Genomic DNA, 20,370 nt, shown 5'->3' with positions numbered 1-20,370 from the left:
GCGGCGCCGGTCGCTCCTCTTAATAGGGAGGTGCGGTTCCGGCTGGTCCGGGCCGGCGCGGGGTCTCCCCCGCGCCGGCGGGTCTGTGGGCCGATCGGATCAGTGGGCCGAGCGGATCAGTGGTCCGAGCGGATCAGCGGATCAGGACTCGAAGGCCGAGGGCAGGTACTCGGCGACGTTGTCCTTGGTGACGACCGGCGCGAAGAGCTGGATCTGGCGCGGGACGCCGAGCGAGGTGGTGTCGCTCATCGACTTGTTCTGCTCGATCAGGCGGGCGAGCTTGATGCCGTCCGCGGCCTGGGTCGAGGGGTAGACGACCGTGGCCTTGACCACGGAGTCGTCGGCCTCGATCGAGCGCATCACGTTCGCCGAGCCGGCGCCGCCGACGAGGATGAACTCGTCGCGGCCCGCGGTGTCGATCGCCGCGAGGACGCCGACGCCCTGGTCGTCGTCGTGGTTCCAGATCGCGTCGATCTGCGGCGCCGCCTGGAGGAGGTTGGCCGCGGCCTGCTCGCCGCCCTGGACGGTGAAGTCGGCGGCGACGCGGTTGTCCACGTCGAGTCCGCAGCCCGAGAGCGCGTCGGCGAAGCCCTGGCTGCGGTCCTGGGTCAGCGGCAGCGAGTCGATGCCGGCGATCTCGGCGACGACCGCGTCCGGGTTGTCGCCGAGCTGCTCGCAGAGGTAGGTGCCGGCGCTGACGCCCATGCCGTAGTTGTCGCCGAGCACCGTCGAGCGGGCGGCGAACGGGCTGGAGAACTCGCGGTCGACGTTGATGACGGTGATGCCCGCCTCCATCGCCTCGGTCGCGACCTCGGTCAGCGCCGCGCCGTCGATCGGCAGCAGCACGATCGCGTCGACGCCGTCGTTGATGAAGGTCTCGACCTGGCTGATCTGCAGGTTGACGTCGTTGGTGCCCTCCGCGGTGCGCAGCTCCACGTCGTCGTACTTCTCGGCCTCGGCGATGGCCGCGCGGCTGACGGCGCCCATCCAGCCGTGGTCGGCGGCGGGAGCGGTGAAGCCGATCACGACGTTGTCGCCCGAGGCGTCGTTGTCCGAGGCGGCGACCGCGGCGGCGGTGCCGCCGCCGGAGGCGTTCCCGGTCTCGACGGGGGCGTTGGAGATGCAGCCGGTGAGCATCAGCGCGACGGCGCCGAAGGCGAAGCCGGCGGTGCCCAGGCGGGCGGTGCGGCCCATTCGGGTGGTGCGGCCCAGTCGGGTGGTGCGGCCGAGGCGGGAGCCGGAGGGGTGGCGAACGGACATGGAAGTGATCTCCTTCGATGGATCCATGAGGGGCCGCAGGGCACAGCGGTGCCTGCGGAGGGTGACCGGAGTGGTCGAGGTGGATGCTGCTGGTGCTGGGAAGCGGGGCGAGCGCCCCGGGACGAGGTGGGGCCGGCGGCCCCTCGGGTCAGGACTTGCCGCGGGCGGCGAAGCGCTGCTGCAGCAGGACGGCGGCGACGATGATCGCGCCCTTCGCCACGGCCTGGGCCGAGGTCGACATGTTGTTCTGCGTGAAGACGTTGGTGAGGGTCGTGAAGATCAGGACGCCGAACACGGTGCCGACGATCGTGCCGCGGCCGCCGGCGAGCAGGGTGCCGCCGACCACGACCGCCGCGATGGCGTCGAGCTCGTAGAGCGTGCCGTTGGTCGAGGAGCCGGCGGTGGTGCGGGCGAGCATCATCACCGCGGCGATGCCCGCGGTCAGGCCTGCGAGGCCGTAGACGTACATGGTGTGCCGGCGGACCTTGATGCCGGCGAGGCGGGCCGCCTCCGGGTTGCCGCCGACCGCGACGGTGCGGCGGCCGAAGGTGGTGCGGTTGAGCAGGATCCAGCCGGCCACCGCGACGAGCGCGAAGATCAGCACGAGGACCGGGATGCCGAGCACGTCGGCGCGGAAGAAGTCGAGGAACGGGTCGACGGTGACGATCTGCGTCTGCCGGTTCGAGATCAGCTCCGCGAAGCCGCGGGCCGCGACGAGCATCGCCAGCGTCGCCATGAAGGCGACCACGCGGCCGTAGGCGATCAGCGCCCCGTTGATCAGTCCGCAGACCAGGCCCACCAGCACCGCGGTCAGCACGATGACCAGCCAGGAGGTGTTCGCCGCGTAGTACTGCGTCGACACGGTGCTGGCCCAGACCGTCGCGAGCCCCATCACCGAGCCGACCGAGAGGTCGATGCCGCCCGAGGTGATGACGAAGGTCATGCCGATGCTGAGCACGCCGATCACGGCGGCCAGGCGGAGGATCGTCAGCACGTTGTCGACGCTGGCGAAGCGCTCCCCCGCGGTGGCGAACCCGACGATGCAGAGGATGACCAGCGCGAGCACCAGGCCGATGTTGCGGCCCAGCGAGCCGCCCATCATCCCGGCGAGCCCGGAGCGGGCGTCCTTCGACGGGGTCCCGCCGCTCGGCCCTCCGGTCGCGGCCGAGGCGTGACGTCCGGCGTCCTCCTGCGGACCGCCGATCGACGGTGACGCGGTGTCGAGCTGTCCGCTCACGCTGCACTTCCTTCCATGACGAGATCGAGCACGCGGTGCTCGTCGATCGAATCGGCGGGGCCCTCGTGGACCACGGCGCCGTCGGAGATCACGAGCACTCGGTCCGAGAGCCCGAGGACCTCGCCGATCTCGCTGGAGACCACGAGCACGGCGGCGCCGTTGGTCGCGAGGTCCCGGATCAGGGTGTAGATCTCGGCCCGCGCTCCGACGTCGACTCCGCGGGTCGGCTCGTCGAGCAGCAGCACGCGGCAGCCGCGCACCAGCCAGCGGGCGAGGAGCGCCTTCTGCTGGTTGCCGCCGGAGAGCGTGCGGGCGTCGCGGTCGACGCCGTGCGGGCGGAGGTCGAGCGCCACCGCCTGCTCGGCCGCCGCCGCGCGCTCGGAGCGCTCGTCGAGGAAGCCGCGCTTGGCGAAGCGGTCGAAGGTCGAGAGGGTGATGTTGCGGTAGACCGGCTCGTCCAGGAGCAGGCCCTGGCTCTTGCGCTCCTCCGGGCAGAGGCCGATGCCGGCGTCGACCGCGGAGGTGACCGAGCCGGCCCGCAGCCGCTTGCCCGCGACGCTGACCGTGCCGGTGCTGGCGCGGCGGGCCCCGTAGATGGTCTCCAGGATCTCCGAGCGGCCGGAGCCGACGAGCCCCGCGAGGCCGACGACCTCGCCGGCGCGGATCTCGAGCGAGACGTCGGCGAACGAGCCGCGCAGCCCCAGATTCTCCACCTTCAGCAGCGTCTCGGCCTCGGTCGGGAGCTCGGTGCGGTCCGGGAAGACGTACTCCACGGCGCGGCCGGTCATCAGCGTGATCAGCTTCGAGGTCGGGGTGTCGGCGACGGCGAGGTTCTTCGCGACCGTCGCGCCGTCCTTGATGACGGTGATCCGATCGCCGATGGCGCGGATCTCCTCGAGGCGGTGCGAGATGTAGACGATGGCGACGCCGTCGGCGGTGAGCTGGCGGACCACGTGGAAGAGGTTCTCCACCTCCTCGGAGTCGAGCACCGCGGAGGGCTCGTCCATGATGATGACCCGCGCGTCGTGGGAGAGGGCCCGCGCCATCTGCACGATCTGCTTGCCGGCGGCGGAGAGGCTGCCGACCTCGCGGTGCGGGGCGATCTCGGGGTGGCCGAGGCGCTGCATCAGCTCGCGGGTGATCCGCGCGGCCTTGGAGCGGGCGGTGAAGCCGCCGCGGGAGAGCTCGTGGCCGAGGTAGATGTTCTCGGCGACGGAGAGGCCGTCGACGACGTCCAGCTCCTGGTACATCGTGGCGATGCCGAGCGCGAGCGCGGCCGTCGGCGAGGGGATCGTGACGACCTTCCCGTCCACGAGGATCTCGCCCTCGGTGGGCTGGTGGGCCCCGGCGAGCGTCTTGATCAGCGTGGACTTGCCGGCGCCGTTCTGCCCGAGGAGGCAGTGCACCTCGCCCGGGCGGACGTCGAGGTCGACGCCGTCGAGGGCTCGTGCTCCGGGGAAGATCTTGACGATGCCGCGCATCTGCAGAAGCAGTTCTGACGCGGTGTCCTGGGTGCGGGAAAGAGGCTGGGCGGCGGTGTCGCCGGGGTCTGCGTTGACCATGCGGACGAAGCTACAGCGACTTAAGTCGCGGGTCAACCAAAAGTTCTGAGCCGTTTCGAAGGAGATCGCGGCGGTCGCCCAGCGCGTCGAAACGCTTCCGTCACCCGCGCCAGCCCTGGGATCCGCGGGTTTAGGCGACATCTGACGGCGCAGTGCACGGCGCGTCTGGACACGGAGTCTCGTCATAGAGCGCTCTCCGACCCTATGAATCCCATCCGGGCCGCAACCGGATCGTGACCTTCGGCCTCCGAGCCCTCCGTCGCCGCCCTCCCGCTCAGCAGAAAGAGCTGGCGGAGCCGAGCGCGGGCATGGGAGGGTCGACCCGCCGACGAAAGGACGACGATGTCGAACGACCGAGCACTGCGCGTCGCGATGGTGGGGACCGCCTTCATGGGCCGCACCCACTCGCACGCCTGGCGCACCGCCCCCCGCTTCTTCCCGCTGCCGCTGCGCCCCGAGCTGGCCGTCCTGGTGGGCACCGACCCGCAGCGGACCGCCGAGCGCGCCGAGACCCTGGGCTGGAGCGAGTCCTCGACCGACTGGCGCGCGGTGATCGCCCGCGACGACATCGACCTCGTCGACATCTGCACCCCCGGCGACACGCACGCCGAGATCGCGATCGCCGCCCTCGAGGCCGGCAAGCACGTCCTCTGCGAGAAGCCGCTGGCCAACTCCGTCGAGGAGGCCGAGCGGATGGTCGCCGCGGCCGCCGCCTCGGGCCGCGTCGCGATGTGCGGCTTCAGCTACCGCCGCACCCCCGCGCTGGCCCTGGCCAAGCGCTTCGTCGACGAGGGCCGGCTCGGCGCGATCCGCCACGTCCGCGCCCAGTACCTGCAGGACTGGTTGAGCGACTCCGAGGCCCCGCTGACCTGGCGCCTCGACGCCGCGAAGGCCGGCTCGGGCGCGCTCGGCGACATCGGCGCGCACATCATCGACAGCGCGCAGTGGCTGACCGGCACCCCGATCTCCTCCGTCTCGGCGGTCCTGCGCACCTTCACCACCGAGCGCCCCGTGCTCGCCACGCAGTCGGGCCTCGGCGGCCGCGCGGAGGAGGGCGCCGAGCGCGGCCCGGTCACGGTCGACGACGCCGCCGCCTTCACCGCCTCCTTCGAGGGCGGCGCCCTCGGCGTCTTCGAGGCGACCCGCGTCGCCACCGGCCGGAAGAACGCCAACCGGATCGAGATCAACGGCGAGACCGGCAGCCTCGCCTTCGACTTCGAGCGGATGAACGAGCTCGAGTACTACGACGCCCGCGACCCCGAGGACGCCCAGGGCTTCCGCACCGTCCAGGTCACCGAGCCCTCGCACCCGTACATGTCGGCCTGGTGGCCCGCCGGCCACGGCATCGGCTACGAGCACCTCTTCAGCCACCAGGTCGTCGACCTCGTCGAGGCGATCGCGGCCGGCACCCCCGCCACCCCGACCTTCGCCGACGCCCTCGAGGTCCAGCGCGTCCTCGCCGCCGTCTCGACGAGCGCCGCCAACCGCTCCGAGTCCACCCCCGTGCAGCGCGGCACCGGCCCGGTCTGACGCCGACCGGCAGCACGCAGTGCCAGGCTGGGGCGATGCGCCGACGAGGGAGTTCCGCGGCGGCCGTCGCGGTCGTCGCGCTGCTGCTGGGCGGCTGCGTCGAGGCGTCGTCCGGGCCGGCAGCGGTCGGTGCCGGTGGCGTGGCGGACGGCACCTCGGCGAGCGTCTCCGCCGCGGGGACCGTCGACGTCTCCTTTCAGCGGCAGGGCGACTTCGCGGTGGTCGTCGCGCTCGACTGCTCGGCCTGCTCCGGGACCGTCACCGTGTCGGCGCCCGGGCGCAGCACTCCGGTGGGCGAGGCCGCGGCGGGGACGCAGTCGTCGTGGCTCCTCGAGACCGTCGCGACCGACCCCGTCGACCAGTCGCTCCTCGTGCAGACCGCCGGCCACTGGACGCTCACGCTGCAGAGCTGGAACGACCTGCCCGAGGTCTCCGGCGAGCAGTCGGGCAGCGGATCCGCGGTGCTCGCGTTCTCCGACGACGTCGACAGCCTCGACGTCTCCTACGGCCCGGCGAGCAGCGAGGACTCGCTCTCCGGCCGCGTCCTCGGCACCGCCGGCACCCGGCAGACCTTCGGCGACACCACCGCCTTCGCCCGGGTCGTCGACGCCGCCCTCCCCGGCGTGGTCGCGATCCGCACCGACGGCGCCTGGACCCTGACCCCGATCCCGTGACACGCGCGCCCCGTCGCACTCCGCGAGATGCCACTTGTGAGCACGACACGCCGTGGAATCCGCGCACAAGTGGCATCTCGCGGAGGGGGTCGGCGGGGGCGCTTCGGGGGCTTCGCCTCGTGAGGCGATCCTGCGCCATACTTCCTGGATGAGCAAGAAGATTGACGCGGCGCATCGCGCCCTGGTAGCCGCCCTCGACAAGCACGCCGGCCTCGTCGGCGACAAGTCGTCGAAGCCGAGCAAGGTCGCGCGTGCCGCGTCCGAGCTCCGCGCCGCGACGAAGGCCTACTCGGCGCTCGTCTCGGCCCGCACCGGCACCTCGAGCCCGTTCGCGGACCTGGCCGACCCGCGCCTGGACCAGCCGACCATCGCCTCCCTCCGGGCCGAGCGCGACGCGATCGCCGCGCGCCTCGCGAAGCACGAGGCCCTCGCGGCGGAGTCGGGCGACCAGGCCCTCGCGGGCTGACCCTCCTCCCCCGCTCTCCCTCCCCCGCGGAAGTCGCCGTGTTACGGGCGTGTTTCGCGCGCCCGGTGGCGCCCTGCGTACGGTGGTCTCCGGGATCCGCGCAGTCGCGGCGTCGAGCGACCGGAGGCCGGTCGCAGCGCCGGCGGGGACCAGCACCGCCCGTGGACGCCGCCCGGATCCTCTCCCCGGAAGGATCCACCGCATGTCCCTGCGCCGCACTCTCCTCGCGACCACCGCGATCGCCGCCTCCGCCCTCCTCCTCGCCGGCTGCTCGTCCGCCGCCGGCGCGAGCGACGACACCGTCCGCATCGGCGTGGTCGGCGCGGGCGACCCCTACTGGGCGACCTACGAGCAGGCCGCCGAGGACGCCGGCATCGACGTCGAGATCGTCGACTTCACCGACTACAACCAGCTGAACCCCGCGCTGACCGAGGGCGAGATCGACCTCAATCAGTTCCAGCACCTCGTCTACCTGGCGCAGTACAACACCTCCGCCGACGCCGACCTCGTGCCGATCGGCGCGACCGCGATCTACCCGCTCGGCCTCTACTCGACCCAGTACGACAGCGTCGAGGACATCCCCGAGGGCGAGAGCGTCGCCGTCCCGAACGACGTGACCAACCAGGCCCGCGCGCTCCTCGTCCTCCAGTCGGCCGGCCTGATCGAGCTGACGGACGGCGGCACCGCCTTCTCCGGCCTCGACGACATCGACACCGGCGCGTCGAAGGTCACCGTCACCGCGCTCGACGCGGCGCTCGTGCCGACCTCGCTCCCGGACGTCGCCGCCGCGGTCGTCAACAACGACTACCTCGCGGGCGCGGGCCTCGAGGCCACCGACGCCCTCGCGCAGGACGACCCGAGCGACCCGACCGCGGTGCCCTACGTCAACGTGTTCGCCGCCCGCGCGGACGACGCGGAGAACGAGACCTACCTGAAGCTCGTCGACGTCTACCAGACCTCGCAGGACGTGCTCGACGGCGTCTCCGAGCAGTCGGGCGGCACCGCCGTCTTCGCGACGACCCCCGCCGCCGAGCTGCAGTCGACGCTCGCCACCGTCGAGGCCGACGCCGCCGCCCAGGGCTGACCCGCCCCTCCCCCGCCGCGACCCCGCGGCCCAGCAGTGCCCGACCCGGCCATGCCCGACCCCAGCAGTGTCCGACCCCAGCAGTGAAGGAAGCGCCGTGCCGCTCATCCGCCTCGCCGACGTGAGCAAGGTCTACCCGCCGCTCGCGCGCGGCGCGTCCGCCCTGACCGCCGTGGACGGCGTCAGCCTCGACATCGAGGCCGGCGACGTCTACGGCGTGATCGGCTACTCCGGAGCCGGCAAGAGCACGCTCGCGCGCCTGATCAACGCCCTCGAGCCCGCCACCGGCGGCAGCATCGAGATCGACGGCCGCGAGATCGTCGGCCTGCCCGAGCGGGAGCTGCGCCGGCTGCGGCTCGGGATCGGCATGATCTTCCAGCAGTTCAACCTCTTCGGCTCCAAGACCGTCGAGCAGAACGTCGCCTATCCGCTGCAGGTCGCCGGCACGCCGCGTGCCGAGCTGCGCGCCCGCGTCGACGAGATGCTCCGCTTCGTCGGCCTCTCGGACAAGGCCCGCAGCCACCCGGAGCAGCTCTCCGGCGGCCAGAAGCAGCGGGTCGGCATCGCCCGCGCCCTCGCCGCCTCGCCCCGCATCCTCCTCGCCGACGAGGCCACCAGCGCCCTCGACCCGGACACCACCGGCGAGGTGCTCGCGCTCCTGCGCCGGATCAACGAGGAGCTCGGCGTCACCATCGTCGTCATCACGCACGAGATGGACGTCGTCCAGCAGCTCGCCACGAAGGTCGCCGTGATGGAGGCGGGCCGCATCGTCGAGCGCGGCCCCGTCTTCGACGTCTTCTCGGCCCCGCGGGAGGCGGTCACCCGCCGCTTCGTCTCCACGGTCGTGCGCACGGTGCCCTCGCGGGAGGAGGCGGCGGTGCTGCGCGCGCGCCACCCCGGCCGTCTCGTCACGCTGTCCTTCTCCGACGGCTCCGCCTCGCAGGGCGAGGTCTTCGCCGAGATCGCGCAGGCCGGCGTCCCGCTGGAGCTCGTCTACGGCGGCATCACCGACGTCCGCGGCCGCGCCTTCGGCCACCTCACCGTCGCCCTCGACGCGTCCGACGCCGTGATCGACCCCCTGCTGGCCCGCCTCGGCGCCCGCGTCGCCCTCACGGAGGTGCCCCGATGAACGAGCTCATCCCCCTGCTGCCCCAGCTCGCCGAGGCGACCGGCGAGACCCTCTACATCGTGGCCCTCAGCCTGCTCTTCGGCGGGATCGGCGGGCTCCTGATCGGGCTGGGCCTCGCCGTCACCCGCGGCGGCGCGCTCTACGCCAACCGCTTCGTCTTCGGCCTGCTGAACGTGATCGTCAACGTCTTCCGGCCGATCCCGTTCATCATCTTCATCGCCGCCGCCCAGCCGCTCGCGCGCCTGGTGGTCGGCTCCGGCATCGGCACCGACGCGATCGTCTTCACCCTCTCGCTCGCCGCGGCCTTCGGCATCGGACGGATCGTCGAGCAGAACCTGCTGACCGTGCAGCCCGGCGTGATCGAGGCCGCCCGCTCGGTCGGCGCGAGCCGCTTCCGGATCGTCCGCACGGTCCTGCTGCCCGAGGCGCTCGGACCACTGATCCTCGGCTACACCTTCGTCTTCGTCGCCATCATCGACATGTCGGCCGTCGCCGGCTACATCGGCGCCGGCGGCCTCGGCACCTTCGCGATCCAGTACGGCTACCGCCAGTTCGAGCCCGTGGTCACCTGGGCGGCCGTGCTCGTCATCATCGTGATCGTCCAGCTCGTCCAGCTGCTCGGCAACGTCCTGGCCCGCCGAGTCCTCCGCCGCTAACCCGCGCGTCCCCTCCCCCTCCGCGAGATGCCACTTGCGTACACGACACGCCGCGAAACGCGTACCCAAGTGGCATCTCGCGGGAGGAGTCAGCACGGTGGGAGTCATGAGGATCCGATACGACCCGCAAGCGAACGCCGCCTACCTGCCCGTCGGGCGTGAGCCCGAGGCCGGCGAGTCCGTCGAGCAGGTGTGCGACATCGCCGACCCGCGCGGGTTCGGCGAGATCATCCTCGACTTCGACGCCGCCGGGCACCTGATCGGCGTCGAGATCCTCGGCGCACGGAAGCTGCTCCGCCCCGAGGCACTGGCCGACGCCGACATCCTCTGACGCCTTAACCACCTCCGCGAGATGCCACTTGTGTACGCGACACGCCGTGAAAGGCGTGCACAAGTGGCATCTCGCGGAGGGGAGGGGGCAGGGCTCAGTAGCGGGGCTTGCGCTCCGGACGCTCCGAGGAGCGGGACGGGCCCGAGGGGCGGGCGCCGCGGTCGGCGCCGGCGCGGCTGGGGCGGCGGTCGGGCTTGAGCTCGATCAGCTGGCCGCTGATGCGGGTGCCGGCGAGGCGGTCCAGCACGTCCTGGGGCAGGTCGGCCGGCAGCTCCACGATCGAGAAGTCCGGGCGGATGTCGATGTGCCCGAAGTCGCCGCGGTTGAGCCCGCCCTCGTTCGCGAGCGCGCCGACGATCTGGCGGGGCTCGACGCGCTGACGGCGGCCCACCTCGATCCGGTAGGACGCGAGGTTGCTGTTCGACGAGCGCTGACGGCGCTCGGGACGCTCCCGGTCGTTGTCGTACGAGGACCGGTCGGAGCGCTCCGGGCGGTCGCCGCGGCTGTCCTCGCGGCGGAAGCGCGGGTCGTCCGGTGAGAGGAGCAGCGGCTCGTCGCCCTGGGCGACGATCGCCAGCGCGGCGGCAACGTCCGACTCGACGACGTCGTGGTGCTCGACGTAGTGGCCGATGATGTCGCGGAACCGGTCGAGCCGCTCGCGGTCGGCCAGCGCCGTGGTGATGGCGTCGTCGAAGCGGGAGAGGCGGGTGACGTTGACGTCCTCGACGCTCGGGAGGCGCATCTCGGTCAGCGGCTGGCGGGTCGCCTTCTCGATGGCGGAGAGGAGGCGGCGCTCGCGCGGGGTCACGAAGCTGATCGCGGCGCCGCTGCGGCCGGCCCGGCCTGTGCGGCCGATGCGGTGCACGTAGGACTCGGTGTCGATCGGGATGTCGTAGTTGACGACGTGGCTGATCCGGTCGACGTCGAGACCGCGGGCCGCGACGTCGGTCGCGACGAGGATGTCGAGCTTGCCCGACTTCAGCTGCTCGACGGTGCGCTCGCGCTGGGCCTGCGCGACGTCGCCACTGATCGCGGCGGCCGTGTAGCCGCGGGCGCGCAGCTTCTCGGCGAGCGTCTCGGTCTCGCTCTTGGTGCGGACGAAGACGATCATGCCCTCGAAGTTCTCGACCTCGAGGATGCGGGTCAGCGCATCGACCTTCTGCGGGTAGGACACCATCAGGTAGCGCTGGGTGGTGTTCGCGGAGGTCGTGGTCTTGGCCTTGACCGTGATCTCCTCCGGGTCCTTCAGGTACTTCTGCGAGATGCGGCGGATCTGCGACGGCATGGTCGCCGAGAACAGCGCGATCTGCTTCTCCACCGGGGTGTCGGCGAGGATCGTCTCGACGTCCTCGGCGAAGCCCATCTTGAGCATCTCGTCGGCCTCGTCCAGCACCAGGTACTTCAGGTGCGTGAGGTCGAGGGTGCCCTTCTCGAGGTGGTCCATGATGCGGCCGGGGGTGCCGACGACGACGTGGACGCCGCGGCGCAGCGCGGACAGCTGGGTGCCGTAGCCCTGGCCGCCGTAGACGGGGAGCACGTGCACGCCGCGCAGGCCGGACGCGTAGCGCTCGAACGCCTCGCAGACCTGGAGCGCCAGCTCGCGGGTCGGCGCGAGCACGAGCGCCTGCGGCGTCTTCTGCGAGACGTCGAGGCGGGAGAGGATCGGCAGCGCGAACGCCGCGGTCTTGCCGGTGCCGGTCTGCGCGACGCCGAGGACGTCGCGGCCGGACAGGAGGGAGGGGATCGTCGCGGCCTGGATCGCCGAGGGCGTCTCGTAGCCGACCTCCTTGAGGGCCTTGAGGACGGGGTCGCTGAGACCCAGGTCCGAGAAGACCATCGAGGGGGCGGTCTCGGCTGCCGGCGCGGCCGGGGCGGTGCTGTCGGCGGCGGGCGCGGTCGCGCCGTCGGCCTGGGGGGCGGGTTCGGGTGTATCGGTGGACGCCATAGTGCAACGGTAGGCCGTCGGAGGCGCGCGCGAGCGCAGATCCGGCCTCTGAGCGGGCATTCGCGCCGGATCGGCGGCTGTGGAGGGGTCTCTCGGGGTCGCGCGCGCCCTCGCGTCAGTAGAACTCGACGGTGTCGACCCGGTTGATCAGCTCTTCGCCGTCGAGGTAGCGGGTGGCGTTGCGGGCGAAGAGCTCGGCGATCAGGCGGTCCTCGGCCGCGTTCAGCGCGGCGGTGTGCGGGCTGAGCAGGACGTTCGGGTGGCTCCAGAGGGGGCTGTCCTGCGCGAGCGGCTCCTCCGCGACGACGTCGAGGGCGGCGAAGCCGACCCGGCCGTCCTCGAGCGCGGCGAGCAGTGCGTCCTCGTCGATGACGGTGCCGCGGCCGACGCTGACGAGCGTCGCTCCGGGGCGCAGCGCGGCGAAGAAGTCCGCGCCGACGAGCTTCTCGGTCTGCTCGGTGCCGGGGAGGGTGACGACGACGCCGTCGATCCGCCCCGCGACGTCGGCGATCGCCGACGGCTGGACGATCTCGTCGACGTGCTCGACGGAGTCGGCGTGCCGGCTGGTGCCGATCACCCGGGCGCCCAGCGCCGACAGCTTCTGCGCGGTCGCCCGGCCGATCGTGCCCAGCCCGACGATCAGGATCGTCTGCTCCGAGAGCAGTCCCATCGTCCAGCGCGAGCCCCACTCGCGGGCGTCCTGCAGTGCCTGCAGCTTCGGCAGCGTCTTAGCGCCGGCGAGTAGCCCGAACAGGGAGAACTCGGCCAGCGGATCGGAGTGCACGCCCGCGGAGGTCGAGAACGCGACCCGCGCCAGCTGCTCCTCACTCAGGCCCGCCTTCTTCACCTGCGCGCCGCCGCCCGCGGGCATCGTCTGCACCCAGCGCAGCCCCGGGTTCGCGGCGACCGTGCGGGCCAGCTCCGACGGCGTCTCGTCGGGGATCCCGTAGAGCACCTCGGCCGAGTCGACCAGCTCCTCGAACGCCGCCTGCTGCTCGGCGGTCCGCTGGAACGCGGGGTCGCCGGGGTGGTCCCCCGGGTGGCGCATCGGCGGCAGCAGCGACTGATCCGCGACGAAGTCGATCCGCGGCTCCAACTCCATCACCCGCGCGATCAGCTCCTCGCTGATCGGCGTGGCGGCCACGACGCGCAGACGATCGGCGCGGGCCGGGCGGGGCTCGGTCGATCGGGGCGGAGTCGGAGCGGGCGTCGTCACGGGAGTCCCTTCGAGCGGCGGGCGAGCGGCGCGGCGGGCACCGGCGCGATCGGCCGCGGTCTCCCGTCAGCGTATCGAGCGGAGGGGGCGGGTCAGGTTCGGGCGCAGGGCGGGGAGGAGGCCGGCGTTCGGGGGGAGGCGGGTCTCGATACGCCCCTTCGGGGCTACTCGACCAGCATGGAGCCGGAACGGCAGAACATGCGCGACGTCGAGGGCGGCGACGAGTCGCGCCCGATCCGGCGGAAGCAACCCCTTGGCCGCCCGCGTTGCTGTGCATCTCCGAGTCGCCGGCCGCCAGTCACCGGGCCGCCGGCTGGACGAACGGTGAGGACGCCCCTCGGCGCCTCGGGCCCCGCCCTACCGTGAGCGGACGGGAACATCGATCGAAGGAGACCGGATCATGGCGGCAGCAGGAGTGGCGACGGTATGGGTGCCGGTCGAGGACATGGAGCGGGCGGTCGCGTTCTACCGCGACACCCTCGGCCTCGACGTGAAGAGCACCTCGAGCGACTGGTCGGAGCTCGACGCGGGCGGACTGATGATCGGGCTGAACGCCCGCGAGTCGGCCTCGGTCGCGGAGAGCGGCGGAGCGGTCATCTCGTTCCAGCCCGACGGCAGCATCGAGGACGAGCTGGAGCGGCTGAAGGCCCGCGGCGCGTCGATCGAGGGCGAGATCAGCGACCACGAGTGGGGTCGCATCCTCCCCTTCAAGGACTCCGAGGGCAACGACCTCCAGTACTACACGCCGCCGCAGAGCTGACGGCGGGCTGAGCGCCGGAGAGACGGCGCGGAGCGAGGGGGAGGCGGACGGAATCGCCTCCCCCTCGTCGTGTCAGGACGGCTCCCTGGCTCAGGACAGCCGCAGCGGCAGCCGGCCGGCGAGCCGCGCGCCGCCGAGGGCGGCCGACGGGGCCAGCTCGATCGAGCCTCCGTAGACCGCGAACTGGCGCGAGAGGCGCTCGAGCCCGGAGAGCACCGGCGGGGCCGCGAGCCCGCCGCCGTCGTCGTCGAGACCGATCACCACGGCGTGCTCCCGCTCCCCGCGCGCCACGTCGAGCTGCAGCCGCACGGCCCGCGCGCCGCCGTGCTTGAGCGCGTTGGTCAGCGCCTCCTCGATCAGCCGCACCAGCAGCACCCGCTGCTCGATCGGGACACCGCGCTCCTCGAGGCCCGGGTAGTCGTCGTGGACGTCCAGGTCGACGGCGATCTCCGGCGGCAGGCGCGAGAGCAGATCGCGGGCGGCGGCGACCAGCCCGTGCTCGATGTCGACCGGGTAGAGCGCCCCGCTGACCGCCCGGACCTCCTGCTCCCGCAGCTCGTCGAGCCGGCTCGCGATCCCGCTCAGGCGCTCGGCGGTCGCGGCGGACGGAGGAGTCGCGGCCAGCCCGCGCAGCTCCGCGGCCAGCACCACGAGCGTGTTCTGCAGCCGGCCGTGCAGGCCCTGCGCGACCTCGCGGCGCACGCGCAGCTCCTCCTGCTGGAGCGCCTGCACCGCGTCGACGGCCTGCAGGAGCACGCGGGCGCGCTCCCGCTCCTTCTCGCGCACCCGCCGGGTCGCATCGACGAGCAGGAACCCGAACGAGACGATCAGGCCGACGACCACCGCGCCCACCACGAGCTCGACCACGAGGGCGTCGAGCGCGGTCGGCAGGTAGACCCCGACGATGAGCTGCAGCGCGACCCGGACGACGGCGACGGCCGCCGCGATCCCCGCCGAGACCAGCAGCCGCCCGGTGCGCGCGCGGCGCTCGGGACGCAGCAGCGCGACGAGCACGACCGCGAGGCCGATCGACGCGGTGTTGACGACCACGCGCACGACGACGTCGACGACCGGCCCGCTCTCGACTCCCCGGACGGTCTGCGACAGCATGCCCAGCGCGAAGACCGCCTGCAGCGCCGCGAGGACGGCCAGCACCCCGCCGAGGATCGCGACGGTCCCGCGCAGGATCCGGTTGTCCTCGGCGTCGTCCGCGCGGCGCGGCCGGGAGTCGTCGGGGAGGGTCACCGGGTGTGCTCCAGGAACAGCAGGGTCGCCTCCACGCGGGGGTTGCGCGAGCCGTCGGAGCGCAGGCTCAGCGCTCCGTAGAGGGCGTTCACGTGGTTGTCGACCGAGCGCACCGCGATGCCGAGCCGCTCCGCGATCGCGGCGTTGGTGAGGCCCGAGGCGAGGGCGCCGAGCACCTCGTACTGCCGGCGGCTGAGCGCGTCGACGGGCGAGCTCCGGCGGGCGGTGCGCGCGGCGACCAGGGCGGGGTCGAGCACGGTCCGGCCGTCGAGGGTCGCCCGGATCGCGGTCATCAGCGCGGGCGACGAGAGCGACGAGCTCTTCGAGAGGTAGCTCCAGCCGCGCACCTCGTCGCGGCCGAGGCGGAGGAAGCGGTGCATGGAGTCGACCGCCGAGAGCAGCACGACGGCGAGCTCGGGGTCGCCGGCGCGCAGCTCGCGGCCGAGCTCGATGCCGTCGCCGTCGCCCAGCTCGATGTCGATGATCGCGACGTCGAGCTCGGCGGGCCGCAGCCGCTCGCGCGCCTCCGCGGCGGAGGAGGCCTCGACGACGCTCCGGACGCCCGGCACCGCGCGCAGCAGCGAGGCGAGCATCTGGCGGTAGAGCGGCTGGTCGTCGACGACGGCGAGCCGCAGCTCCCTCAGACCTCCCCCGAATGTCACACCGCATATCTTGACCCGGTGCCGGACACGCGATCGGCGAAGATCGTGCTCAGGGGCGGTTGAACCCCGCAAAAGGGGGGCTCGGCTCCGTCGTCGGAGCACCTCTCGGGCCGGTCGACGAGACATTCGGTCTCAGCGCGCGAGCAGAGCCGCCGTCAGAGCCGGTCCGCCGGCCGCCGCGGCGAGCGCCGCCGCCCACATCCCGAGGCCGGCGACCCAGCGCCGCTCGAGCAGCATCCGCGGCGGCCTAGGCAGGCGAGCAGCAGCCCGAGCAGGAGGGCGCCGACGAGGTCGACCGTGATCGTCGCCACCGGGACGGTGCCGAGCGGCGGCAGGGCGAGCGCGGTCCCTCAGCGTGCGGCCCGGAATCCTGCGACGGAGCCTGCGGCGGCGTCACTCCCCCGTGTCCCACGGGACGCGGCGGCGGGTGCCCTCGTCGGCGCGGGGCACGACGAGCACGGGGCGCCGCTGGCGGTGCGCGAGGTGCACCGCGACGCTGCCGCTGAGGAACTCGGCGATGCTCGCGAGCACTCCGGCATCGCGGGTGCCGACCACGATCATCCGGGCGTCGACCTCCTCGGCGACGTCGGTGAGGACCAGCGCCGGCTCGCCCTGGACGGTGCGCAGCGTCCAGTCGACGTCCGTTCCGGCGAGGGCCGCGCCGATCTCCTCGCGGAGTCCGGGCGGCTCGGTGGGGCCGGCGCCGGTACCGCCGGAGCGGGGCACGAGGCCGACCGGGATGCCGCCGGTCATCGGGTCGACGTACTCGCCGACGAGGTACGGATCGGCGACCACGGTGAGCAGCAGCAGCGGCGCGCCGAGCCCGGAGGCGAGCTGCGCGGCGGTGCGGACGACCTCGGGACGCTGCCCGTCGACGACGCCGACGAGCACGGGTCCGGAGGGAGTGGATTCGGTCATGGACGGCTCCTTCCCTGGTCGTTCCATCCTCCCACCGGGGCCGGAGCGGGAGGAGACGCTGCGCGACGAGTTCCGTCGTGATCATTCCGTTACCGCGCGGTGGCGGGCTAGAGTGACGAGTCGCCGGGCCCTGCCGGCGCCCCGCACCACCCCGCAGGCCCCCCCCTGCACCACCCCAGTCCGCCCACCCGAGGAGAGCGCACGCGTGTCGACCACTGGCATTCCCGATCCGCAGGAGTGTCACGACACCTCTCCCTCCACGCCGGTGCACCGCACCCGCCGCGAGGTCCGCGCCGCTGAGGCCGCCGCCGCGGCACGGGCGGCCGGTGCCGCTGTGCCGGTCGCTGCCGCGGCCGTCGCTGGGGAGCCAGCCGCTTCCGCGCCCGCCGCTACTGCGCCCGTCGCTTCCGTGCCCGTCGCGACTCCTCGTGCCACGGTCGCCCCGCGCACTCCGGTCGCCCCGCGCACTCCCGCCGTCCCGCAGCCCGCTCGCTCCGGCGGGCTCAGCCGGCGCACCCTCGGCTTCGCCACGTTCTCGATCGTCGGCGGCCTCTTCGCCACCGCCGCGCTCCCCGCGTACGGCGCCCGCAGCACCGCGGCCACCGCGGCCGGCACCGCCGCGAACCGCGCCGGCCTGCAGAACCTCACCGTCTCGTCGGAGGCGGCCGGGCAGACCGCCGTCCGCGACGCGTTCGCCGCGCCGACGCAGGCGCAGCTCGACGAGGCCAGCCGCCAGGCGGCCGTGCTGCAGAACGCGAACGGCGGCGGCTTCAGCACCGTGCAGACCCGCGCCGTCGGCGACGACTACCCGTGGCCCTACGAGACCATCGACGACAACGGCGGCGGGCTCTCCCCGCTCGGCTACTACTACCGCGAGTGCGTCGACTTCGTGGCCTGGCGCCTCAACCGCGACGCCGGCGCGACCGCCGCGCCGTGGAAGTACACCTGGGGCAACATCACCCCGATGGGCGGCAGCGCCTGGGAGTGGCCGGACAACTGGGCCGCGATGGGCTGGGCGACCAGCGCCGTCCCGATCGTCGGCTGCGTCGCCTGGTGGACCTACAACCACGTCTCCTACGTGCAGCAGGTCAACACAGACGGCACCGTCCTCCTCGAGGAGTACAACTACGGCGGCCGCCACAGCTACGTCACCCGCACCTTCCCCACGGCGCAGGTCCCCCTCTTCCTCTACCCGCCCGCCCTGTAGCGGCGGAACCCGCCGCCTCGCGGATCGCTCACCGCCTCAGCGCGGAGCCGCCCCTGCTGATCGAGCAGCCCGCGGAGCGGGCGTATCGAGATCCACCACCGCCAGCAGGACGAGTCTGCAGACCACCCCGATGAGGACGGCGGGTTTCGATACGCCCCTGCGCGGCTACTCGACCAGCATGACGACGCGCAGCGGCCGCGCCATCCACCTTCGCGGTCTTCATGCTGATCGAGTAGCCCGCGAAGCGGGCGTATCGAGATCCACCCGCCCAGCAGGACGAGTCTGCAGGCCGCCCTGCTGAAGCTGGGCGGGTCTCGATACGCCCCTGCGGGGCTACTCGACCAGCATGAGGTCGACTCGACGGCCGAGCCTCGACCCGCGGTCGGGTGCACAACGAAGGCCGGGAAGCCCGATCGGCGGGAGAACAGATCGATTCGGGGGATTCAGCCTTACGTGTGCACGCGCGCGGACGAGAGGACGGCCAGGAGGGTCGCGAACGCCGGGGTGCGCGGGTCGATCGGGGCGTAGTGGTCGGCGTCCGGGAGCTCGACGAGGCGCGCGGACGGGTGCGCGACGCAGTAGCGGCGGCTGTACGCGATCGGGACCTCGTCGTCGAGGTCGCCGTGCAGGAGCACGGTCGGCATCGGCGGGGCGGGGAGCCGCGCCGGGTCGAGGTCGTCGAGCGGGCCGTCCGGGCCGAGCAGCTCCGCCACGGCGCCGTCGCCCAGTCGTTCGTCCGCGGCGGCACGCAGGTCGGTCACTCCTGCCAGCGAGACGACGGCGTCGACGTGCGGCGACGGATGCGCGGCCTGCGACCACAGCGCCAGATGCCCGCCGGCCGAGTGGCCGACCAGGACCGTGCGCGGCCGCTCCACGACGGGGACCAGAGGCGGGAGCGCCGCGACGGCCGCGGGGACGTCGTCGAAGGTGCCCGGCCATCCGCCGCCCGCGTCGCCGACGCGCCGGTACTCGAGCAGCAGCACCGACCAGCCGGCATCGGCGAGCGCGGCGGCCAGCGGACGCGCGTGGCTCCGGTCCCAGCGCGCCCGCCAGAAGCCGCCGTGCACGAACAGCACGAGACCCCGCCCCGAGCCGCGGTAGAGCTCCGCGATCTGCTCCGGCGCCTCGCCGTAGCGGAGCACCTGGTCGGCCTCGCGCGCCACGAGGTCGAGGACCCCGCTCACGCTCCGCCGTGGACCTCTCGGGACTCGCGCGCCCCCTCGAGGAGCAGGTCGCGCACCGCCAGGACCACGGTCTCGACCTCCGCGAAGGACGTGGAGAGCGGCGAGAGGCCGAGCCGGATGCCGCTGGGCGTGCGGAAGTCCGGGATGATCCCGCGCTCCCAGAGCACCGGCACCATCGCGGCGAACTCCGGGTGGTCGACGGTGATGTGGCCGCCGCGGCGCGCGGGCTCGCGGGTGGTCGACAGCTCGACGCCGAGCGGGGCGAGGTGCTCGTCGAACAGCTCGACGGCGAAGGCGGTCAGCGCGATCGACTTGGCGTGGATCGTGGGCAGGCCCGCCTCCTCGATCAGGTCGAGCATCGCCTGCATCGCGAGCATCCCGACGATCGGCGGCGTCCCGCTGAGGAAGCGGCGGATCCCGTCGGCGGGGTCGTAGTCCTCGCCCATCCGGAACGAGTCCTTGACGCCCATCCAGCCCTGGATCGGCTGCCGAGCGCCGGCGATCAGCTCGCGGCGCACGTAGAGGAAGGCGGGGGCGCCCGGGCCGCCGTTGAGGTACTTGTAGGTGCAGCCCGTCGCGAGATCCACACCCCAGGCGTCGAGCTCGATCGGCAGCACGCCGACGGAGTGGCAGACGTCCCAGAGCACCAGCGCGCCGTGCTCGTGCACGATGTCGGTGATCGCCGGGACGTCGGCGGCGTAGCCGGAGCGGTAGGCGACCTGGCTCAGCACGACGACGGCCGTGTCGGCGCCGACGACCGCGCGGACGTCGTCCGGGGTCACCCCGGAGCCCGACTCGGTCTCGATCCAGCGGATGCTCGCGCCGGTCTCGGCGGCGATCCCCTCGACCACGAAGCGGTCGGTCGGGAAGTTGCCGCGGTCGATGACGATCTCGGAGCGGCCGGGTCGGGCGGTCAGCGCGGTGCGGATCAGCTTGTAGAGCGAGACGGTGGTCGAGTCGCCGACGACGATCTGGCCGGGAGCGGCACCCAGCACGGAGCGGCCGAGGCGGTCGCCGAGCGTCAGCGGGAGCTGGAACCAGCTGTCGTCCCAGCCGCGGATGAGGCGGGTCCCCCACTCCTGCTCGACGAACGCGGCGTAGCGCTCGGTCAGGACCTTCAGCGGGCGGCCGAGCGAGTTGCCGTCGACGTAGGCGGGCAGCGCCGGGTCGTCCGAGCCGACGAAGCGGGAGCGGTAGCCGGCGAGCGGGTCGAGACGGTCGAGCTCGGCCGCGGAGGAGCGGACGGTCTGGTCGAGGGCCACGGCGGCCCTCCTCTCGTGTGGGGCGCGGGTGCGGGGAGGAGC

At 73.0% G+C, this 20,370-nt stretch carries 19 protein-coding genes; 9 read left to right on the top strand and 10 right to left on the bottom strand.

Features of this window, described 5'->3' with window-relative positions; all coding sequences use genetic code 11:
• Positions 1 to 141: 141 nt before the first annotated feature.
• The 3 genes from EDF36_RS02690 to EDF36_RS02680 all read right to left on the bottom strand — a co-directional run bounded on the left by EDF36_RS02690 (position 142) and on the right by EDF36_RS02680 (position 3,978).
• A complete protein-coding gene (locus EDF36_RS02690; protein ID WP_123731934.1) occupies positions 142 to 1,194 on the bottom strand; it encodes a substrate-binding domain-containing protein in 1,053 nt (350 codons plus the stop codon).
• A gap of 214 nt (positions 1,195 to 1,408) precedes the next feature.
• The gene (locus tag EDF36_RS02685; RefSeq protein WP_123445318.1) at positions 1,409 to 2,362 is read right to left on the bottom strand and encodes an ABC transporter permease; all 954 of its coding nucleotides are present in this window, start codon (positions 2,360 to 2,362) and stop codon (positions 1,409 to 1,411) included.
• 131 nt (positions 2,363 to 2,493) lie between these two features.
• The gene (locus tag EDF36_RS02680) at positions 2,494 to 3,978 is read right to left on the bottom strand and encodes a sugar ABC transporter ATP-binding protein (protein ID WP_123731789.1); all 1,485 of its coding nucleotides are present in this window, start codon (positions 3,976 to 3,978) and stop codon (positions 2,494 to 2,496) included.
• A gap of 423 nt (positions 3,979 to 4,401) precedes the next feature.
• Here EDF36_RS02680 and EDF36_RS02675 point away from each other — a divergent pair, with 423 nt between their 5' ends.
• From EDF36_RS02675 to EDF36_RS02645, 7 genes are all read left to right on the top strand, one after another.
• Positions 4,402 to 5,589 (top strand): Gfo/Idh/MocA family protein, encoded by a 1,188-nt coding sequence (locus tag EDF36_RS02675; RefSeq protein WP_123731788.1) that lies wholly within the window; start codon positions 4,402 to 4,404, stop codon positions 5,587 to 5,589.
• A gap of 35 nt (positions 5,590 to 5,624) precedes the next feature.
• Positions 5,625 to 6,263 (top strand): hypothetical protein, encoded by a 639-nt coding sequence (locus EDF36_RS02670; protein ID WP_123731787.1) that lies wholly within the window; start codon positions 5,625 to 5,627, stop codon positions 6,261 to 6,263.
• Between the two features lie 148 nt (positions 6,264 to 6,411).
• Entirely contained in the window at positions 6,412 to 6,729 is a 318-nt protein-coding gene (locus tag EDF36_RS02665; RefSeq protein WP_123444613.1) for a hypothetical protein, read from the top strand.
• A gap of 202 nt (positions 6,730 to 6,931) precedes the next feature.
• A complete protein-coding gene (locus EDF36_RS02660) occupies positions 6,932 to 7,813 on the top strand; it encodes a MetQ/NlpA family ABC transporter substrate-binding protein (protein WP_123731786.1) in 882 nt (293 codons plus the stop codon).
• A 97-nt stretch (positions 7,814 to 7,910) separates the two neighbouring features.
• Positions 7,911 to 8,942: a methionine ABC transporter ATP-binding protein gene (locus EDF36_RS02655; protein ID WP_123731785.1), complete on the top strand. Its 1,032-nt coding sequence runs from the start codon at positions 7,911 to 7,913 to the stop codon at positions 8,940 to 8,942.
• On the top strand, positions 8,939 to 9,598 hold the full coding sequence (locus tag EDF36_RS02650) for a methionine ABC transporter permease (RefSeq protein WP_123731784.1): 660 nt from the start codon (positions 8,939 to 8,941) through the stop codon (positions 9,596 to 9,598). Before EDF36_RS02655 ends, EDF36_RS02650 begins: the two co-directional genes overlap by 4 nt.
• Positions 9,599 to 9,704: 106 nt before the next feature.
• Positions 9,705 to 9,929 (top strand): DUF2283 domain-containing protein, encoded by a 225-nt coding sequence (locus tag EDF36_RS02645; RefSeq protein WP_123731783.1) that lies wholly within the window; start codon positions 9,705 to 9,707, stop codon positions 9,927 to 9,929.
• Between the two features lie 94 nt (positions 9,930 to 10,023).
• Here the strand turns inward: EDF36_RS02645 and EDF36_RS02640 are convergent, their stop codons facing one another.
• Together EDF36_RS02640 and EDF36_RS02635 are read right to left on the bottom strand one after the other, a co-directional pair.
• Positions 10,024 to 11,874: a DEAD/DEAH box helicase gene (locus EDF36_RS02640; protein ID WP_123731782.1), complete on the bottom strand. Its 1,851-nt coding sequence runs from the start codon at positions 11,872 to 11,874 to the stop codon at positions 10,024 to 10,026.
• Between the two features lie 115 nt (positions 11,875 to 11,989).
• Positions 11,990 to 13,090, bottom strand: coding sequence for a D-2-hydroxyacid dehydrogenase (locus tag EDF36_RS02635; protein ID WP_260300489.1), 1,101 nt, complete (start codon positions 13,088 to 13,090; stop codon positions 11,990 to 11,992).
• Between the two features lie 400 nt (positions 13,091 to 13,490).
• Between EDF36_RS02635 and EDF36_RS02630 the strand changes: the two genes are divergently transcribed.
• On the top strand, positions 13,491 to 13,850 hold the full coding sequence (locus tag EDF36_RS02630; RefSeq protein WP_123705714.1) for a VOC family protein: 360 nt from the start codon (positions 13,491 to 13,493) through the stop codon (positions 13,848 to 13,850).
• Positions 13,851 to 13,940: 90 nt separating this feature from the next.
• Here EDF36_RS02630 and EDF36_RS02625 read toward each other — a convergent pair whose 3' ends face one another.
• From EDF36_RS02625 to EDF36_RS02615, 3 genes are all read right to left on the bottom strand, one after another.
• On the bottom strand, positions 13,941 to 15,095 hold the full coding sequence (locus EDF36_RS02625; RefSeq protein ID WP_123444607.1) for a sensor histidine kinase: 1,155 nt from the start codon (positions 15,093 to 15,095) through the stop codon (positions 13,941 to 13,943).
• Positions 15,092 to 15,757 (bottom strand): response regulator transcription factor, encoded by a 666-nt coding sequence (locus EDF36_RS02620; RefSeq protein ID WP_243839844.1) that lies wholly within the window; start codon positions 15,755 to 15,757, stop codon positions 15,092 to 15,094. The genes EDF36_RS02625 and EDF36_RS02620 overlap by 4 nt, the downstream gene beginning before the upstream one ends.
• Before the next feature lie 393 nt (positions 15,758 to 16,150).
• On the bottom strand, positions 16,151 to 16,675 hold the full coding sequence (locus EDF36_RS02615; protein WP_159423666.1) for a universal stress protein: 525 nt from the start codon (positions 16,673 to 16,675) through the stop codon (positions 16,151 to 16,153).
• Positions 16,676 to 17,084: 409 nt separating this feature from the next.
• Here EDF36_RS02615 and EDF36_RS02610 point away from each other — a divergent pair, with 409 nt between their 5' ends.
• Entirely contained in the window at positions 17,085 to 17,882 is a 798-nt protein-coding gene (locus tag EDF36_RS02610) for a CHAP domain-containing protein (RefSeq protein ID WP_123731780.1), read from the top strand.
• Positions 17,883 to 18,331: 449 nt separating this feature from the next.
• On the opposite strand, the gene EDF36_RS02605 is transcribed toward EDF36_RS02610, so the two are convergent.
• Together EDF36_RS02605 and EDF36_RS02600 are read right to left on the bottom strand one after the other, a co-directional pair.
• On the bottom strand, positions 18,332 to 19,066 hold the full coding sequence (locus tag EDF36_RS02605; RefSeq protein WP_123731779.1) for a S9 family peptidase: 735 nt from the start codon (positions 19,064 to 19,066) through the stop codon (positions 18,332 to 18,334).
• Positions 19,063 to 20,328: a kynureninase gene (locus EDF36_RS02600; RefSeq protein ID WP_123731778.1), complete on the bottom strand. Its 1,266-nt coding sequence runs from the start codon at positions 20,326 to 20,328 to the stop codon at positions 19,063 to 19,065. The genes EDF36_RS02605 and EDF36_RS02600 overlap by 4 nt, the downstream gene beginning before the upstream one ends.
• Between the last annotated feature and the right edge of the window lie 42 nt (positions 20,329 to 20,370).

The sequence above is a fragment of the Rathayibacter sp. PhB152 genome, from assembly GCF_003751395.1.
GTDB classification, from domain to species: Bacteria; Actinomycetota; Actinomycetes; order Actinomycetales; family Microbacteriaceae; genus Rathayibacter; species Rathayibacter festucae.
Note: the sequence above shows the minus strand (reverse complement) of the source record. Positions and strands in the feature narration are given on the sequence as shown.

Coding starts and splice junctions, on each gene's coding strand:
- EDF36_RS02690 (WP_123731934.1), bottom strand. CDS start 1,194: ATGGGCCGCACCGCCCGCCTGGGCACCGCCGGCTTCGCCTTCGGCGCC.
- EDF36_RS02685 (WP_123445318.1), bottom strand. CDS start 2,362: ATGATGGGCGGCTCGCTGGGCCGCAACATCGGCCTGGTGCTCGCGCTG.
- EDF36_RS02680 (WP_123731789.1), bottom strand. CDS start 3,978: ATGCGCGGCATCGTCAAGATCTTCCCCGGAGCACGAGCCCTCGACGGC.
- EDF36_RS02675 (WP_123731788.1), top strand. CDS start 4,402: ATGTCGAACGACCGAGCACTGCGCGTCGCGATGGTGGGGACCGCCTTC.
- EDF36_RS02670 (WP_123731787.1), top strand. CDS start 5,625: ATGCGCCGACGAGGGAGTTCCGCGGCGGCCGTCGCGGTCGTCGCGCTG.
- EDF36_RS02665 (WP_123444613.1), top strand. CDS start 6,412: ATGAGCAAGAAGATTGACGCGGCGCATCGCGCCCTGGTAGCCGCCCTC.
- EDF36_RS02660 (WP_123731786.1), top strand. CDS start 6,932: ATGTCCCTGCGCCGCACTCTCCTCGCGACCACCGCGATCGCCGCCTCC.
- EDF36_RS02650 (WP_123731784.1), top strand. CDS start 8,939: ATGAACGAGCTCATCCCCCTGCTGCCCCAGCTCGCCGAGGCGACCGGC.
- EDF36_RS02645 (WP_123731783.1), top strand. CDS start 9,705: ATGAGGATCCGATACGACCCGCAAGCGAACGCCGCCTACCTGCCCGTC.
- EDF36_RS02640 (WP_123731782.1), bottom strand. CDS start 11,874: ATGGCGTCCACCGATACACCCGAACCCGCCCCCCAGGCCGACGGCGCG.
- EDF36_RS02630 (WP_123705714.1), top strand. CDS start 13,491: ATGGCGGCAGCAGGAGTGGCGACGGTATGGGTGCCGGTCGAGGACATG.
- EDF36_RS02615 (WP_159423666.1), bottom strand. CDS start 16,675: ATGACCGAATCCACTCCCTCCGGACCCGTGCTCGTCGGCGTCGTCGAC.